Raw genomic sequence first — 15,575 nt, 5'->3', positions numbered from 1 at the left:
ACCCCGCGGGTGTTCCGCGGGGCGTCGAAAAGCTAGGATTCGTAGACGCTTCTACGCAGGCTGCCCACGAATGGAAGGTCGCGGTAGCGCTCGGCGAAGTCGAGGCCGTAGCCGATGAGGAATTCATTGGGCAGGTCAAAGCCGATATCCATGAAGTCCACCCGCGCCTTGACGGCTTCTGGCTTGCGCAGCAGGGAGATCACTTCCAGGCTCTTGGGGCGGCGACCCTTGAGGTTGCGCATGAGCCAGGAGAGCGTGAGGCCGGAGTCGATCACGTCTTCCACCACCAGCACATTGCGCCCTTCGATGTCGCGGTCGAGGTCCTTCAAGATCCGCACCACACCCGAGGACGAGGACGAATTGCCGTAGGAGCTGACCGCCATGAACTCCACCTGGGAGGGGATGCTCAGCGCGCGGGCGAGGTCGGTGATGAAGAACACGGCACCCTTGAGCACGCCAACGAGAATGAGGTCTTCCTCTTCATCGCGGTATCGCCGAGAAATGTCGTCGGCCATCTCTTGGATTCGCGCCTTGAGCTGCTCTTCGCTTACTAACACGGCTTCGACATCGTCGCCGTAGGGGTTGTCGGGGACATCGAAGTCCATCGTGTCGTGCATGATCACCTTTCTGCTCTTTCCACCCAAAGTGTGCCATCTTTGCGCACTAACTCCAACCCTTTTCCAAGCTTCACTGCCCCCTGCCCATGCCAATCGCACACAAGCGCCTCCCCCGCGTCCAGATGCGCCTTTTTCAACTCGATACCCGCTTGCTGCAGCATCTTCGCAATCGCACGCCTTCGCACGGCACTGGGAGCATGCTCAAGCTTTTCGACGTCCCCCGCCCACCATTCAAGCGCTTGCTCATCGCGCACCAGTTCCTCAGCGGCGCCGGCGAGCGCCGTCACCGCGTCGCCACCGATCAACTGCGATAGCTGGGGCAAAATGTACTCCCGCAACGCCACCCGGCGCGATGCCTCCGCGTGGTTAAGCGGATCCATCCAGGGTTCAAGGCCGAGTTCCTCACATGCGCCGAGGGTATCGACCCTGCCCACATGAAGCAGCGGCCGCCACAGTTGCACTGCCCCCATGTCGCGCCAGCGCGGCATGCCGGCCGCTTTGCCTCGCAGGGCACTAAGCAGCAATGTTTCTGCCTGGTCATCCCTAGTGTGTCCTACGGCAAGTACACCTTCGCCCACGGCCTGCGTCAATGCTCGATATCGAACCTCGCGCGCATCCGCCTCCATGCCTTTGGAAGACTTCACCCGCACGTGCAGCACCTCAGCTTCTGCACCGAACCCGCGAGCAATGCTCGCCGCCTTATAGGCAACTTCGGCGGAGTTCGCGTCGAGCTGATGGTCCACGCACAGTGCACGCACCTGCACGCCCTCAGCGACGAGCGCGGCCACGAGCGCCAGGGAGTCCGGCCCTCCCGAAAGGCCTACCGCCACCTGCGGCTGCGCTGGCCGCACGGCGCGTCGACAAGCGAGAAAATGCGGGCTTTTACGAGGCCAAAAGGGTTTCACCATTATGCGTCACGCAGAGCGCTGGCCACTTGATCCATGCCCTTTCGGGCACCGTCGACATCTGCGCCGTTTGAGATCATGGCGAAGCTCAGCATGTGACCACTGCTGCTGGGTACCACTCCTGCGAGCGCCGCCACCTTCGTCAGCGTTCCGGTTTTAGCACGCACCCAACCTCGCCCGTCCATACCAGCGAAACGATCGCTGAGGGTGCCGGAAGCGCCGGCGATTGGCAAGGTGGCAAGCAGCGGGCGCAGTTGTTCCTCCTGCACCGCCTTGGTGGAGATCTGGCTGAGCAGGACCGGGGTGATGCGATTGTTCAAACTCAAGCCGCAATTATCCGCCAGTGTGATCCCACTGGTGTCCAAACCGGCTTCTTGCAGCGTGGCAAGCGTTGCGCCCGTGGGATCATCAGCGTCGAGTTCACGCGCGATGGCTTCGGCCATCACGTTGTCAGAATCCTCCATCATGAGCTCAATACGCCGCTCCAGCGTGGGCGACTGCGTGCTGGCTATTTCTTCTCCCTGCGCCTGCTGGGTATAGCCAAAAGCTGGAGCGCCGAGCTGTTGCGCCAACGCCTGGGCAACATCTAAGGCCGGGGTGTGGCTACGCGGCACATCTCCAGTGGCTGCACCGAGCCGCCCCTGATTGATCATGAGTGGTTCGAGGGGAGCCACGAAACCGCCGTCGACGTCCTGCGGATCCCATCCAGGAAGAATTTTTTCACCCGGCCAAGCACTCACATCTACCAGCACATTGCTTACCTGCGGCATGGATTTTTGGATCTGCGCCGCCAGGTCCTTGATCCGATCTTGGGTCAGCCACACATCCCCGCTGCCCTGAATCACCACGGTATCTTCGCTGATCTGCAGCACCTTTGTGCGGATCACATCGTTTGCGCCGAGCTTAAGCAACGCCGCGGCGGCACTGAGCATCTTCGTTGAGGACGCGGGAATCATCGCTTGAGTGCTGGCGCGCTCAAAGATCACTTCACCCGTGTTGGCGTCTGCCACTTGGATGCCGAAGTTGCCGAGGGCGGGGGCGTCGACAAGCTTAGAAAGGTTCGCGCTCAAAGCCGGATCGAGCGGCGCATCACTGCTAACGGGATTCACCAACGCTTGGGGAGCCTCGATGTGCGCCGGCGGATCCACCTCAAGTGCGTTGTACTGGGTGAGCCACACCCCGGCACCAGCCGTCATTGCCACTACCACGCCTGCGCCGAGCAAGGCAGTCCACCATTGAGCTTTCTTCATCGCAGTCCACCATAGCGCGCTCGGCTACAATGGTTGAAGCATTTTGTACGACAATCAAGCACAAAGGAGCACTCATGAGCGTCGAAGTAACCATCGAGATCCCCAAGGGTTCGCGCAATAAGTACGAGGTAGACCACGAAACCGGCAAGGTGTACCTGGATCGCTACCTCTTCACCCCCATGGCATACCCGCTTGACTACGGCTTCATCGACCACACCCTCGGCGAAGATGGCGACCCACTGGACGCACTCGTGATCATGCCCGAACCCGTCTTCCCCGGCGTCATTGTTAAGGCCCGCCCGCTCGGCGTGTTCAAGATGACCGACGAGGCCGGCGGCGACGATAAGCTGCTCTGCGTTCTGGACGACCCGCGCTTCGAGCAACTGCAAGACATCGACGACGTCACCGCCTTCCAGCGCGATGAAATCGAGCACTTCTTCGTCCACTACAAGGACCTGGAGCCCAACAAGGAAGTAACCGGTTCCGGCTGGGGCAACAAGGAAGAAGCAGAGAAGATCCACCAAGAAGCAATCGAGCGCTTCGGTGCCTAAGATGCGCGAAGTATTCGTCACCGAAGTCCCCGAAGACGCCCAGCTCATCGACTGCCGCGAGCCCGATGAGTTCGCCGAGGTGCACGCACAGCAGGCGAAAAACATCCCCATGAGCGAGTTCACCTCGCGCGTGGATGAGCTCGATCAGGAACGCGACATTTATGTCATCTGCAAAGCTGGTGGCAGAAGCGCTCGAGTTATCGAGTACCTTAACGCCCGCAACATCGAGGCAATCAATGTTGCAGGCGGCACCGACGCCTGGTTAGCCGCCGGGCTTCCCACCGCATAAAGAAATCCGCCCTCGGGCGGATTTTTTTCTTAGTCACCGATTTGATCGCGACCACGCATCACGATGTTCGGATCTGGTTCTCCCACCAACTCATAGTCTTTGTTGGTGTAGTCGAACTTGCTCAAGATGTAGCGCATGGCGTTGATGCGGGCGCGCTTCTTGTCATTCGAGCGAATCGTGATCCACGGGGATTCATCAGTATCGGTATAGCGGAACTGCTCCTCTTTCGCGCGGGTGTAATCATCCCACTTGTCCAGCGAAGCAATGTCCATTGGCGAAAGCTTCCATTGGCGAACCGGATCCACCTGGCGGATAGCGAAACGAGTGCGCTGCTCCTTCTGGCTCACGGAGAACCAGAACTTGGTCAGTGAGATACCGGAGCCGAGGATCATGTTTTCCAGCATGGGCACCTCGCGCAAGAACTCAGCATGCTGCGATTCGGTACAGAAGCCCATGACGCGCTCAACACCCGAGCGGTTGTACCAGGAGCGGTCAAAGAACACGATCTCGCCAGCGGCTGGGAAGTGCTGGATATAGCGCTGGAAGTACCAAGAGGTGGACTCGCGCGGTGAAGGCTTTTCAAGCGCCACTGTTCGAGCACCGCGGGGATTGAGGTGCTCGTTGAAGCGCTTAATGGTGCCGCCCTTACCAGCAGCGTCGCGGCCTTCAAAGAGGATGATGTGACGCTGGCCGGTATCCTTCGTCCAGTTCTGCCACTTCAGCAGCTCGATCTGCAGCGCGCGCTTGACGTGCTCGTACTCGTCGCGCGTCATTCTTTCCTGGTAGGGATAATTTTCTTTCCACGTCTCGACCGGGCGCCCATTTGGCGCGAGGAGAACCGGATCGTCCTCGTCGGTATCGTCCACGGTGTAGCCCTCCGTGGCCGCAAGATCGATGACTGGAAGCTCGCCACTATCTTCGCTCATACCCCCGATAATAGCGCTTTACCCCTGCCCGTTTTCCCTAAATCCGGGGTAATTTCTGCCCCATTACGCCCCCGAAACTACCCCCAAACGGAAAAACTCCCCGGGTAATCCCGGGGAGTTCATTTGGGCTTAGAAGCCCATGCCGCCCATCTCGTCTGCGCCGGGCATTGCCGGTGCAGCGGGCTCAGGCTTATCAGCAACCACTGCCTCGGTGGTGAGGAACAGTGCGGCGATGGAGGCCGCGTTCTGCAGTGCAGAGCGGGTTACCTTCACCGGGTCGTTGATGCCTGCTGCCATGAGGTCCACGTATTCGCCGGTTGCGGCGTTGAGGCCTTCACCCGTGGGCAGGTTGGATACCTTGTCGGCAACCACGCCGGGCTCCATGCCAGCGTTGAAGGCGATCTGCTTCAGCGGTGCAGACAGTGCCTCGCGCACGATCTTCACGCCTGTTGCTTCGTCGCCGGAAAGGTCAAGGTCACCTTCGAGGACGTGGGCTGCCTGCAGCAGTGCAACGCCGCCGCCTGCGACGATGCCTTCTTCCACGGCTGCCTTGGCGTTGCGCACGGCGTCTTCGATGCGGTGCTTGCGCTCCTTGAGCTCAACCTCGGTAGCGGCACCAACCTTGATCACTGCAACGCCACCGGCGAGCTTTGCCAGGCGCTCTTGCAGCTTCTCACGGTCATATTCGGAGTCGGAGTTTTCGATCTCTGCGCGGATTTGGTTCACGCGGCCTTCGATCTGAGCTGCGTCGCCAGCGCCTTCGACGATGGTGGTGTCGTCCTTGGTCACCACGACCTTGCGTGCGCGGCCGAGCAGCGGGAGGTCGGCGGTCTCAAGGGACAGGCCAACTTCCTCAGAAATGACCTGACCGCCGGTCAGGATGGCCATGTCCTGCAGCTGTGCCTTGCGGCGATCGCCGAAGCCAGGAGCCTTCACGGCGACGGACTTGAAGGTGCCGCGAATCTTGTTCACCACGAGGGTAGACAGGGCTTCGCCTTCAACGTCTTCGGAGATGATGAGCAGCGGCTTGGAGGTCTGCATGACCTTCTCCAGCAGCGGCAGCAGCTCCTTAATGTTGGAGATCTTGCCGGACACCAGCAGGATGTAGGGATCCTCGAGCACGGCTTCGAGACGCTCCATGTCGGTGGCGAAGTAACCGGAGATGTAGCCCTTATCAAAGCGCATACCCTCGGTGACCTCGAGATCAACACCGAAGGTGTTGGACTCTTCCACGGTAATGACGGATTCCTTGTTCAGCTTGCCGCCGCCCACTGCGTACATCGCCTTGGCGATCTGTGCGCCGATTGCGGGGTCTGCTGCGGAGATGCCGGCAGTTGCGGCGATCTGCTCTTCGGTCTCAACTTCCTTGGCGCCGGAGAGCAGCTGATCGGTGACCTTGGAAACGGCCTTTTCGATGCCACGCTTGATGCCCATGGGGTTCGAGCCTGCAGCTACGTTGCGCAAACCTTCGCGCACCAGTGCCTGTGCGAGCACGGTAGCGGTGGTGGTGCCGTCACCTGCGACGTCGTCAGTCTTCTTGGCAACTTCCTTGACGAGTTCAGCGCCGATCTTCTCGTAGGGATCTTCGAGTTCGATCTCACGGGCGATGGAAACGCCGTCGTTGGTGATGGTGGGGGCTCCCCAGCTCTTCTCCAACACAACGTTGCGGCCCTTGGGGCCGAGCGTGACCTTCACGGCATCGGCGAGGGTGTTGAGTCCTCGCTCGAGTCCGCGGCGTGCTTCCTCGTCAAAGGCAATCATCTTTGCCATGTGTTTGTGCTCCTTGTTTTTGTTCAAAGACGACACTCACGTCCTGACCTTCACGTAGCGCCCGCGACGGCGTTGGCTGGTTGAGTGTGTTCCAGCCTCACTCGTAAAAGCTTCAGTTTGTTCTAGCACTCGCATTATTCAAGTGCTAGATCCGTTCTAGCAGTCACACCACCCGAGTGCAAGCAACGTTCGCCCTCAGCGGACACACCTACACTGGAATCTATGACGATCAACTACGAAGATCTCCGAAATGCCATTTTCGCTCAGCGCGAGGACGTCTTTGAGCAACTGAAGCAGCTCTGCTCTTTCCATTCGGTCCACTCCAGTCCAGCCGACGCCGAAGATCACGCTCAGGCATGTGATTGGGTAAAGAAGGCGCTGAGCGACGCGGGCCTCGATGTCACCGAGTATCCGAGCAAGGCGCCCACGATTATCGGCCGCAAGGAGCCAGAGAACGGCGCGCCCACCGTGTTGCTCTACAGCCACTACGACGTTGTTCCGGCGGGCAATCCGGATGCATGGGAATCCCCAGCCACCGAACTCAACGAGCGCGACGGACGCTGGTATGCCCGCGGTGCCGCCGACTGCAAGGGCAATTTGGTCATGCACCTGGCGGCCCTGCGCGAAGTGGAGGCTCGCGGCGGCACCGATCTAGGCATCACGTTCCTGGTTGAGGGCTCCGAGGAGATGGGCGGGGCGGAGCTTTCGCACCTCATCGAAACCCAGCCGGAACTGTTCAAAGCAGACGTCATTCTCATCGCCGATTCCGGCAACGCCGCTGTAGGCGAGCCCACGATGACCACATCACTTCGCGGCGGCGCGCAGATTACCGTGACGGTGGATACACTCAAGACCCCGGTCCACTCCGGCAGCTTTGGCGGTGGGGCACCGGATGCCACCGCGGCTCTGGTTCGCGTGCTGGATACGCTCAAGGACAACTCCGGAGCCATTCAGGTGGACGGCTTGGATACTGAGCAGCGCTTTGAGGGCGCGCAGTACGATCCCGAGACCTTCCGCAGCGATGCGGGAGTGCTTGAAGGCGTTGATCTCCTGGGCACGGACAATCCCGCCGACTTGGTATGGGCCCGCCCCGCCATCAGCATCACGGGCTTCACCTCCACCCCGGTCGCCGAGGCCGTCAACGCCGTGCCCGCTACCGCCCAGGCGCGTCTCAATTTGCGCGTTCCGCCGGGAATGGATGCAGCACATGCGGCCGAGAAGGTGGTCGCTCACCTCAAGACTCACATCCCGTGGAACGCTCGCATCGAATGCGAAGTTGCGGACCTGAATAATCCATTCTCCACGGACATTAGCGGCCCAGCACTCAGCGCCTTCAGCGAATGCCTGGTCAAGGCCTATGGAAAGTCTGAGGCCACCGTCGTTGGCTCGGGCGGGTCCATTCCTCTGTGCTCCGAGCTTATCGACGTCAACCCCGGCGCCGAATTGGCACTGTTTGGTGTGGAGGAACCGCAGTGCACCATCCACTCCCCCAATGAGTCGGTGGATCCGAACGAGATTCTGCACATCGCAACTGCCGAGGCCGCGTTTCTGCTGCAATACCCCCGTTAAGGGGGTGACTCACGCCACGCACTTGAAGTGGCGTGAGTCATACTTTACATTGCTGTTCATGACCTCGATCCTCATTGCCCTCGTACTCGCCGCGGTAGCCGCCAAGCGAGTGCTCAAGGCTACGTACCCGTCGGTGGGACATTAGGATCGACTCCCCACCTTCGGGGAGTGGCCGTTAAACAACAAGGCGAGAGTCGGTCCGCATTACCTTGCACCAGCAATTGATGGGACCACACGATGCAAACGCAGCAATACATCACCACCACCGACCCCTTCTACGAACGCTTCGGGCTCCCCTTGCCCACAGGGCTGAAAGAACAAGCCAGTGGCATCTCCTGGGCAACGTTCACCGACACATTCGCCCCTATCGCAGACCTGCGGGTTCGCATCAACTCCACCACGCAGCTTCGCGGCACCCTCAACGAATACAACATCACCCTGCTGCAACGCGGACAGCAACGAGAAGAACACACCATCGTCGGCGCTGGCGCTGCTCTGGCTTGCACCCAACTCCTGGCAGAACGCGGCAGGCGGATCGAAATCCTGCAATTCCACCAGCGCAAAATCTTCGAATCCACCGCCACCTTCATCCTGGCCGGCAATGACGTTCACTCTAGGTGGGCCATGGGCTTCGGCGGCACGCCCGAACAATCAATCGCAGCCGCTTTGAGCACGGCTGGCGAATTACTCTACGGAAGACGAAGCTAGACGCCTCGTGCCAATCCAACCAAACGCTGCATAACCAATAATCGCCACCACTCCAACGGCAATGAACAGCACGTTCAGGGGATCGTGCATGTATTCCTCACCCCGAATCCTTTGAGCGATCCCGGGTGCCACTGCCTTATTCACGGTGGGCAGGAGCCACAGCGCAGAAAGCCCAAGGGCACACAGCAACAATCCTTGCGCCGAGGCCCATGCTTTCCAGCCTTCAAGGCGCTGCGATGGGGCGTCGAAAAGCACAATGACGCCCGCGACGGCTGGCGCCACCCATACCCAGTGGTGGAACCAGCTAAAAGGCGAAACCAGGCAGGCCGCGAATCCACACAAAGACACCGCAATGGCCACCTGGTCACGGCGAATCGCCCACACGCACGCGATCGCGGTGCACGCGACGATGCCCAGACTCAGCGCGAGCCATAATCCCTGACCATCGCTGTGGAAGACGCGGATCAGGATCGTTCGAAGCGACTGCGCACCCGGATTGTTGTGCGAGCCCACTCTGGATGAGTCACTGATGGCGTGGGTCCAAAAAGCGCTGGCGTCTGGCACACGCCAGAACCCGACAGCAACCGTCGCCGAAAAGACGGCAATGGAAACAAACAGTGCCCGCCAGCGGCGCTGCAGCACGAAAAGCAAGAGGAAAAAGGCGGGGGTGAGCTTGAGCCCAGCAGCCAACCCCACACCGATTCCTGCCCAACGATGCTCGCGAGGAAGAAAATCCAAGCAAATGAGGCACATCAGCAGCAGGTTGATCTGCCCGTAGTAGAAGTTGGCGCGCACGGGCTCTGAGATGAACATTGCCGTGGCAAAACACAGGGACGCAATGCCCAACATGGGGGTGAGCTCACGCTTTCGGGCAAACACCATCAGCACCACCGCCACGAGGGCAATGAAATTGGTGGTCTGCCAGGCAATCGTGAGCAGCTTGGGATCCAGAGCGGAAAAGAAGGAAAACATCGCCCCAGCGAAGGGCGGATACGTAAAAGGCAGATCTTTCACAAAAGGCCCGGCATATAACGCTGATCCCTCCGAGACCGCCTTGCCGCCGAGCATGTACACGTCAAGATCGACCGGCATCCAACGATTGATCTGCTTTTCCTCGGGAAGGTAAGACTCGCGCACCAGAACGCGAAAAGCGATCAAAGCAGAAAGAAAAGCCAGCAGTGGCGCGCTGAGAAGCTTAGCCTTCAAGGCCGCCCCGCAGCTCTGCAATGCTTTGATCCACCACGGGGACCCAGGAACCGGTTTCCTCAAAGAGCGCGCGCTGGCGCTGATATGGTGCCCCTTCCTCTACAACGTCACGCACCCACGCCAGTTCCTGCTCGCATCCCAGACGCCGTGCCACAGGTGCCAGTTCCTCAACCAAATCGAGCAGTTCCTCACTCACGAGGCGTTCATCGGTAGCGCGAGAGGTAATCACGATGGCCTCCAGGCCGTAGCGCGCCGCGCGCCACTTGTTTTCCGCAACATGCCAAGGCTGCAGCACCAGCAGGTCCTCGCCGCGCGCGAGCTTCTCATCGAGGTGCACCACAAGGCAATGCGTCAAGGCCACCACCGCGGCCGTTTCCTTCAGGCTTGGGGAGGCATCGGACACTCGAACTTCAATGGTGCCCCACTTCCCGGCGGGGCGAATATCGAAGTGCATGGAGCCGGTATGGCTGATCACCCCAGAAATGTCCTGATCCTGCATGAAGGATTCCCATTCCTGCCAACTTTGAAGCTGATAGGGCATGCCCGCCGTGGGAAGCTGCTGGTAGAGCATGGTGCGATTGGAGGCATAACCGGTGTCAATGCCTTCCCACGCCGGCGATGAAGCGGTAAGAGCCAAAAGATGCGGATAGTAGGTCATCAATGCGTTGATGAGCGGCCACACGCGGCCCTTGTCGCTGATGCCGACGTGCACATGCAAGCCCCAGATCAGCATTTGGTTGCCCCAGTAGCGGGTCCGCTCGATGATTTCGCTGTAGTGCCCTTTCTCGCCCACCTTTTGCTTGGCAGCGATGGCAAAGGGATGCGACCCGGATGCCCACAGGGCCACGCCTTGTTCATCGGCGGCGGTGCTCAGCGCCTGCAAGCCACGGCGGAGCGCCGCCGTGGCTTCGCTCGCGTTCTGGCACACCGGGGTGACGATCTCCACGGTGTTGGCGAGGAATTCGTGCTCAAATTGCACGTCGGGGTCGATTTGTTCTGCACGTGCAATCAGTTCATGCGCTGCAGGCACCAGATCGCGGGTTTCAGGGTCCGCGATGGCCAATTCCCATTCCACACCGATGGTGGGTTTGGGGGATGCGTTGAATGTTTGAGCCACGGCTGGCACCTTACTACGAAATTATGGAATATCTTTTGCCAGCACAAGCACTAGCACATTGGGGTCCTCGGTGCCCGCAGGTTGCCCCGCCTGCGCAACGCCGCCGACCCGATCGGCGAGCTTACGTGCCGCCTGCTCCGCGTTCGGGTTCGCAGAATCAAAGTAGACAGTATTTTGTGGCACTACCGCATCCGCGTAGTTGCCCACTTCGCCCTTCTTCCAGCCCTCTGCCGCAAGTTTGTCAGCAACGGTGGCGGCCATGCCCTGCACCGTAGAGTTATTCAGCACCTTCACCGTCTCAACCGGAGGTGCCGCTGGGGGAACTGGGGACTGTTCCTCGGTCTCGCTTTGAGGCGGGGTCTCGGCCTGGGTCTGGGTCTGGGTCGGAGATTCTGCGATGCTCGTGCTTGCCACAGGCTCGGAGTCCTTCTTGGAGGCGTAGATGCCCCACCCCACTAGCAGCACGGCGACGGCGATCAGGATCATGGCTAGCCCCCGCAGCGGTAGGCTTCGCTGCGCGGACGTGCTTTCTTCGAGGCGGTGGGCGCCGCCCGTGTTTTCCGGTTGCTCAGTCACGGTTGTTCATCCTAGCGTTTGCTCGACTATCTCGAATCCTGCGCAGCCTTGCGCTGAGCACGGGATAGGCCTCCATCACGGCCGGTTGGTCGATAGCCACGTTGAGTTGCTGATAGTAACGAATCGGCGAGATACCAAAGGTTTTGACGATGGCGTCGTCTTTCGCCCCGGCGCTTTTGGGCGCACGCGATTCGAACTCCAGCAGCTTGAGCTGGGGGTGGCTGTCACTCATGCCTACACTGTAGGGCATGACTGTTCGTTCAATCGTGATCTGTGGCGACGAGGTATTGCATACCCCCACTCAGGAAGTTACCGAGCCCGTCGAAGAGCTTTCGCAGCTCATTGCCGACATGTACGAGACGATGGAGGCCGCGCACGGGGTTGGTCTTGCAGCCAATCAGATCGGTGTGAACAAGCGCATTTTCGTCTATAACTGCCCCGATGATGAGGGCCACATGCACCGCGGCTGCTTCATCAATCCCACGCTGGAGACTTCGGAGATTCCAGAGACCATGCCCGCCGATGATGGCAGTGACGATGAGGGCTGCCTCTCGCTTCCTGGAGAGGGCTTCCCCACCGGTCGTGCTTCTTGGGCCAAGGTCACGGGGTTGAATGAGCACGGCGAGCAGGTCGAGGTGGAGGGTACGGGATTCCTCGCCCGCTGTTTCCAACACGAGGTGGGTCATCTGAATGGCTACGTCTACACCGATATGCTGATTGGCCGTTACGCGCGCCAGGCGAAGAAGGCGATTAAGCGCAATGGTTGGACCACGGGCGGGCAGACGTGGATGCCCGGCGTCGATCCGGATCCTTTCGGCTGGTAGAGGCGTGTCGCGCATTTTCCGCTCCGATGAGGTGCGCCCCGGCGAGCGCGTGGTGGTTCGCCGCCGCATTGGCCGAGCCCACAGTGACGTCATTGGGCATGTGAAGCTTTTCGACGCCCACCGCATCGAAATCGCGCCGCAATCAGTGGGAGGTTTCCCTTCTTCACTGCCAGCCGTGATCGTCCCGCGCGAGGAAATTGAGGTAGTCAAGCGCCTCAGCCCGGTGACGGTGCGCAATCGCGATATTCGTGCCATCGAGAACGCCACAGCCAAAGCTTTCCCCGGCATTGAGCACACTTGGTGCGGTCAGTGGCTGCTGCGCGCGGGCGATGGCATTACTGAACGCTCAAACTCCGCGGCACCGCTTGGCCCTAGCGCCATGTTTGAGCCGGTTCCCGTGGAAGAAATCCGCGATTTTTATGCCCGCCACAAGCTGCCGGCGAAGATCCTGATTCCCGAGCGCATTGCCAAGCCGGCGGAGCAGATGGCACGCGATTGGAAGCTTGGCCCTGAGATTCTGGTGATGACGCGGACGTTGGGCGTCGAAAAGCCTGAAACGCCTTTCCTTTTCCGCATCGACGATCAGCCTGACCAAGCTTGGCTGGATATGTACCATTTCCGTGGCCAGCCGCTGCCTGCCAATGCGCTCGAACTGCTGCGCACCAGTATTGATGGGGTGATGGGTTTTGGCAGGCTCGAGATTCAGGGGCGCACGGTGGCCATCACGCGAGGCACCATTACGGACGATTACCTGGGATATTCCGCAGTGGAGGTAGCGCCGGAGTTTCGTCGGCAGGGGTTGGGCACCGCGCTTGGGGCACACATGCTGCATTGGGGCCAGAACCACGGCGCTACCAACGCCTATTTGCAGGTGATCGCGAGTAACGAGGCGGGGATCCGGCTCTACTCTAAGCTCGGGTTCCGGGAGCATCATCGGCATCGTTATGCCACATTGCCCTAAAGTATGGGCTATGCGCATTGCCAACTGGAACGTCAATTCAGCCCGCACGAGGGTTGATCGCATGGTGGAATTTTTGCGGCGCCAGGACGTCGACGTCCTTGCAGTGCAAGAGACCAAGTGCACCGACGAGCAATTTCCCCGCGAGCGTTTCGAGGCCCTTGGCTATGAGGTGGCACACTTCGGGCTGAACCAGTGGAATGGCGTGGCGATTCTTTCGCGAGTTGGCCTCGAAGATGCGCTCACGCAATTTCCTCATCAACCCGGCTTCGCCAAGAACCCGCAGGCCGACCAAGCCGTGGAGGCCCGAGCCATCGGCGCATTGTGCGGCGGGGTGCGCATCTGGAGCTTGTACGTGCCAAACGGCCGAGAAATTGCCGACCCGCACTATGACTACAAGCTTCGCTGGCTCTACAACCTGGCCGAATACATTGAGCATGAGCTCGCCACTCCGACGGTTTTGCTCGGCGATTTCAATATCGCTCCCCGCGACCAGGACGTGTGGGATATTCGGCTTTTCGACGGCCACACGCACGTCACCGAACCGGAGCGCCAAGCCTTCGAATATCTGCTTGATACAGGACTTCGCGTCACAAGCCCGCTTGAGGGCTATAGTTACTGGGATTACAAGGCTGGGCGCTTTGGCAAGAACGAGGGGATGCTCATCGACTTCCAACTCGCCAGCAAGCAGCTTGTGCCCAAGCATTCCTTCATCGATGTCGATGAACGAAGCGGCAAGGGCGCTTCCGATCACGCTCCGGTGATCGTGGATTATGAGATTGGTACCCCGTGAGTTTTCAATTTGACCTCACCTCCTGGCAGACGGTCGGCCTTGTCATCGATTACGCCATCAAGATTATTGCCATCGGCTTCGTGCCCGAAGGCCGCAGACCCAGCTCCTCAACCGCGTGGTTGCTGGTCATTCTGCTCCTCCCCTTCGTTGGCCTGCCACTGTTCTTGTTGATGGGCAGCCCCTATATCAACCGTCGCCGCCACCGCATTCAGCAGGAGGCGCTGGAGGAGATCAACAAGAAGCAGACGTCGATCCCCGACCGCCCCGAGGACACCGTGATCGACGACGAACTAGACTCCATGATCCGTCTCAACCGTTGTCTCACTGGTCTACCAGCGGTGACTGGCTCGAATCATGGCCTGCTTCCAGACTATGAGCGAAGCATTGAAACCATGGCGGCTGCCGTCGATGAGGCCGAGCAGTACGTGAATGTGGAAATCTACATCACGTCCTGGGACGACACCACAGATGTATTCTTCCGCGCACTAGAGCGTGCAGTGGCGCGCGGGGTGAAGGTCCGACTGCTCTTTGACCAGGTGGGAAGCTGGAAGTATCCCGGCTATAAGCAGCTTGGCAAACGCTTGGACGCTATCGGTGTGGACTGGCACCTCATGCTGCCGCTTCAGCCTTGGCGTTGGCGTTTCCGCCGCCCCGATCTTCGCAATCACCGCAAGATGCTGATAATCGACGGCAAGCGCGCATTCATGGGCTCACAAAACATGATCGACTCCTCCTACCTGACTAAGAAGAACGTGAAAGAGGGGCGCCACTGGGTGGACATCATGGTGGAGCTCACCGGGCCTGTGGTTTCGGCCATGGACGTGGTGTTTGCCGTGGACTGGTACCTGGAATCAGATGAACTGCTCGGCGCAGCGGAGCGTCCCCAAAACCCCGCGTTGCCAACACACAACAAGTCCGATGTGAACGTACTGCAGTTGGTGCCTTCGGGTCCCGGGTACCGTTCGGAACCGAACTTGCGCCTGTTCAACTCGATCATTCATCACGCGAAAGAGCGCCTCATTTTATGCTCACCGTACTTCATTCCCGATGAATCCATGATGGAGGCCGTGACCTCCGCCTGCTTCCGCGGAGTAGACGTGGAGCTGTACGTAAATGAGCAAGGCGATCAGTTCATGGTGAGCCATGCACAATCGAGCTACTACCAGGCGCTCCTAGAAGCCGGCGTGAAGATTTATCGCTACCCCGCCCCGGCCGTCCTACATTCCAAGTTTATGCTGGCAGATCCCCATGCTGAGGCGGGTGGCGGCGCTGTTGGGGCAATGGGCTCTTCCAATATGGATATGCGCAGCTTCGGTCTTAACTACGAGGTGACGTTGATGATGGCCCGCGGCAATCTGATCCAGCAGCTCACGGATTTGACGGAAGATTATAAGCAACGCTCAACGCTGCTAACCCTCGAAGAGTGGAACGAGCGCGGCATTGTTCGTAGATATATCGATAACATTATGCGTTTGACCTCTGCACTTCAGTAGTGCAACATCATGGGGTGCTAAAG

Annotated in this window: 17 protein-coding genes; 8 read left to right on the top strand and 9 right to left on the bottom strand. The window is 59.6% G+C overall.

Annotated features, from left to right (window positions below):
* Nucleotides 1-32 precede the first annotated feature (32 nt).
* The 3 genes from hpt to dacB are packed head-to-tail and all read right to left on the bottom strand — an operon-like array spanning nucleotide 33 to nucleotide 2,772.
* The gene (gene hpt, locus CGERO_RS01550) at nucleotides 33-617 is read right to left on the bottom strand and encodes a hypoxanthine phosphoribosyltransferase (protein ID WP_123933138.1); all 585 of its coding nucleotides are present in this window, start codon (nucleotides 615-617) and stop codon (nucleotides 33-35) included.
* Between the two features lie 2 nt (nucleotides 618-619).
* The gene (tilS, locus tag CGERO_RS01545; protein WP_123933136.1) at nucleotides 620-1,525 is read right to left on the bottom strand and encodes a tRNA lysidine(34) synthetase TilS; all 906 of its coding nucleotides are present in this window, start codon (nucleotides 1,523-1,525) and stop codon (nucleotides 620-622) included.
* Nucleotides 1,525-2,772, bottom strand: coding sequence for a D-alanyl-D-alanine carboxypeptidase/D-alanyl-D-alanine endopeptidase (dacB, locus tag CGERO_RS01540; protein WP_123933134.1), 1,248 nt, complete (start codon nucleotides 2,770-2,772; stop codon nucleotides 1,525-1,527). Before dacB ends, tilS begins: the two co-directional genes overlap by 1 nt.
* Nucleotides 2,773-2,846: 74 nt before the next feature.
* Here dacB and CGERO_RS01535 point away from each other — a divergent pair, with 74 nt between their 5' ends.
* Together CGERO_RS01535 and CGERO_RS01530 are read left to right on the top strand one after the other, a co-directional pair.
* A complete protein-coding gene (locus CGERO_RS01535; RefSeq protein ID WP_123933132.1) occupies nucleotides 2,847-3,323 on the top strand; it encodes an inorganic diphosphatase in 477 nt (158 codons plus the stop codon).
* A 1-nt stretch (nucleotide 3,324) separates the two neighbouring features.
* Complete coding sequence (locus CGERO_RS01530) at nucleotides 3,325-3,612, top strand: rhodanese-like domain-containing protein (RefSeq protein WP_164470215.1); 288 nt, start codon at nucleotides 3,325-3,327, stop codon at nucleotides 3,610-3,612.
* Between the two features lie 29 nt (nucleotides 3,613-3,641).
* Here CGERO_RS01530 and ppk2 read toward each other — a convergent pair whose 3' ends face one another.
* Both ppk2 and groL read right to left on the bottom strand, forming a co-directional pair.
* On the bottom strand, nucleotides 3,642-4,538 hold the full coding sequence (gene ppk2, locus CGERO_RS01525) for a polyphosphate kinase 2 (RefSeq protein ID WP_123933128.1): 897 nt from the start codon (nucleotides 4,536-4,538) through the stop codon (nucleotides 3,642-3,644).
* 129 nt (nucleotides 4,539-4,667) lie between these two features.
* Nucleotides 4,668-6,308 (bottom strand): chaperonin GroEL, encoded by a 1,641-nt coding sequence (gene groL, locus CGERO_RS01520; protein ID WP_123933126.1) that lies wholly within the window; start codon nucleotides 6,306-6,308, stop codon nucleotides 4,668-4,670.
* A 222-nt stretch (nucleotides 6,309-6,530) separates the two neighbouring features.
* Between groL and CGERO_RS01515 the strand changes: the two genes are divergently transcribed.
* Nucleotides 6,531-7,877, top strand: a complete 1,347-nt coding sequence (locus CGERO_RS01515; RefSeq protein ID WP_123933124.1) for a dipeptidase — start codon at nucleotides 6,531-6,533, stop codon at nucleotides 7,875-7,877.
* A 237-nt stretch (nucleotides 7,878-8,114) separates the two neighbouring features.
* A complete protein-coding gene (locus tag CGERO_RS01510) occupies nucleotides 8,115-8,585 on the top strand; it encodes an NAD(P)/FAD-dependent oxidoreductase (protein WP_123933122.1) in 471 nt (156 codons plus the stop codon).
* Here CGERO_RS01510 and CGERO_RS01505 read toward each other — a convergent pair.
* The 4 genes from CGERO_RS01505 to CGERO_RS01490 form a co-directional block, all read right to left on the bottom strand.
* A complete protein-coding gene (locus CGERO_RS01505) occupies nucleotides 8,562-9,791 on the bottom strand; it encodes a glycosyltransferase 87 family protein (protein WP_123933120.1) in 1,230 nt (409 codons plus the stop codon). The genes CGERO_RS01510 and CGERO_RS01505 overlap by 24 nt on opposite strands.
* Nucleotides 9,781-10,908, bottom strand: a complete 1,128-nt coding sequence (locus CGERO_RS01500) for a glutamate--cysteine ligase (protein ID WP_123933117.1) — start codon at nucleotides 10,906-10,908, stop codon at nucleotides 9,781-9,783. Before CGERO_RS01500 ends, CGERO_RS01505 begins: the two co-directional genes overlap by 11 nt.
* A gap of 21 nt (nucleotides 10,909-10,929) precedes the next feature.
* A complete protein-coding gene (locus CGERO_RS01495) occupies nucleotides 10,930-11,394 on the bottom strand; it encodes a LytR C-terminal domain-containing protein (RefSeq protein WP_123935842.1) in 465 nt (154 codons plus the stop codon).
* Nucleotides 11,395-11,476: 82 nt separating this feature from the next.
* Nucleotides 11,477-11,734 carry a DUF3263 domain-containing protein gene (locus tag CGERO_RS01490; protein WP_123933115.1) on the bottom strand — a complete coding sequence of 86 codons (258 nt, stop codon included), beginning with the start codon at nucleotides 11,732-11,734 and terminating at the stop codon, nucleotides 11,477-11,479.
* Between CGERO_RS01490 and CGERO_RS01485 the strand changes: the two genes are divergently transcribed.
* From CGERO_RS01485 to cls, 4 genes are read left to right on the top strand one after another with little or no spacing between them, the layout of a single operon-like run.
* Nucleotides 11,733-12,308 carry a peptide deformylase gene (locus CGERO_RS01485; RefSeq protein ID WP_123933113.1) on the top strand — a complete coding sequence of 192 codons (576 nt, stop codon included), beginning with the start codon at nucleotides 11,733-11,735 and terminating at the stop codon, nucleotides 12,306-12,308. The genes CGERO_RS01490 and CGERO_RS01485 overlap by 2 nt on opposite strands.
* Nucleotides 12,309-12,312: 4 nt before the next feature.
* Complete coding sequence (locus CGERO_RS01480) at nucleotides 12,313-13,269, top strand: N-acetylglutamate synthase, CG3035 family (RefSeq protein WP_123933111.1); 957 nt, start codon at nucleotides 12,313-12,315, stop codon at nucleotides 13,267-13,269.
* Between the two features lie 10 nt (nucleotides 13,270-13,279).
* Nucleotides 13,280-14,059, top strand: coding sequence for an exodeoxyribonuclease III (locus CGERO_RS01475; RefSeq protein ID WP_123933109.1), 780 nt, complete (start codon nucleotides 13,280-13,282; stop codon nucleotides 14,057-14,059).
* Nucleotides 14,056-15,552: a cardiolipin synthase gene (cls, locus tag CGERO_RS01470; RefSeq protein ID WP_123933107.1), complete on the top strand. Its 1,497-nt coding sequence runs from the start codon at nucleotides 14,056-14,058 to the stop codon at nucleotides 15,550-15,552. Before CGERO_RS01475 ends, cls begins: the two co-directional genes overlap by 4 nt.
* The last annotated feature ends 23 nt before the right edge of the window (nucleotides 15,553-15,575 follow it).

This window comes from Corynebacterium gerontici, from assembly GCF_003813985.1.
GTDB classification, from domain to species: domain Bacteria; phylum Actinomycetota; class Actinomycetes; order Mycobacteriales; family Mycobacteriaceae; genus Corynebacterium; species Corynebacterium gerontici.
This window is presented reverse-complemented; position numbering and strand designations above follow the sequence as displayed.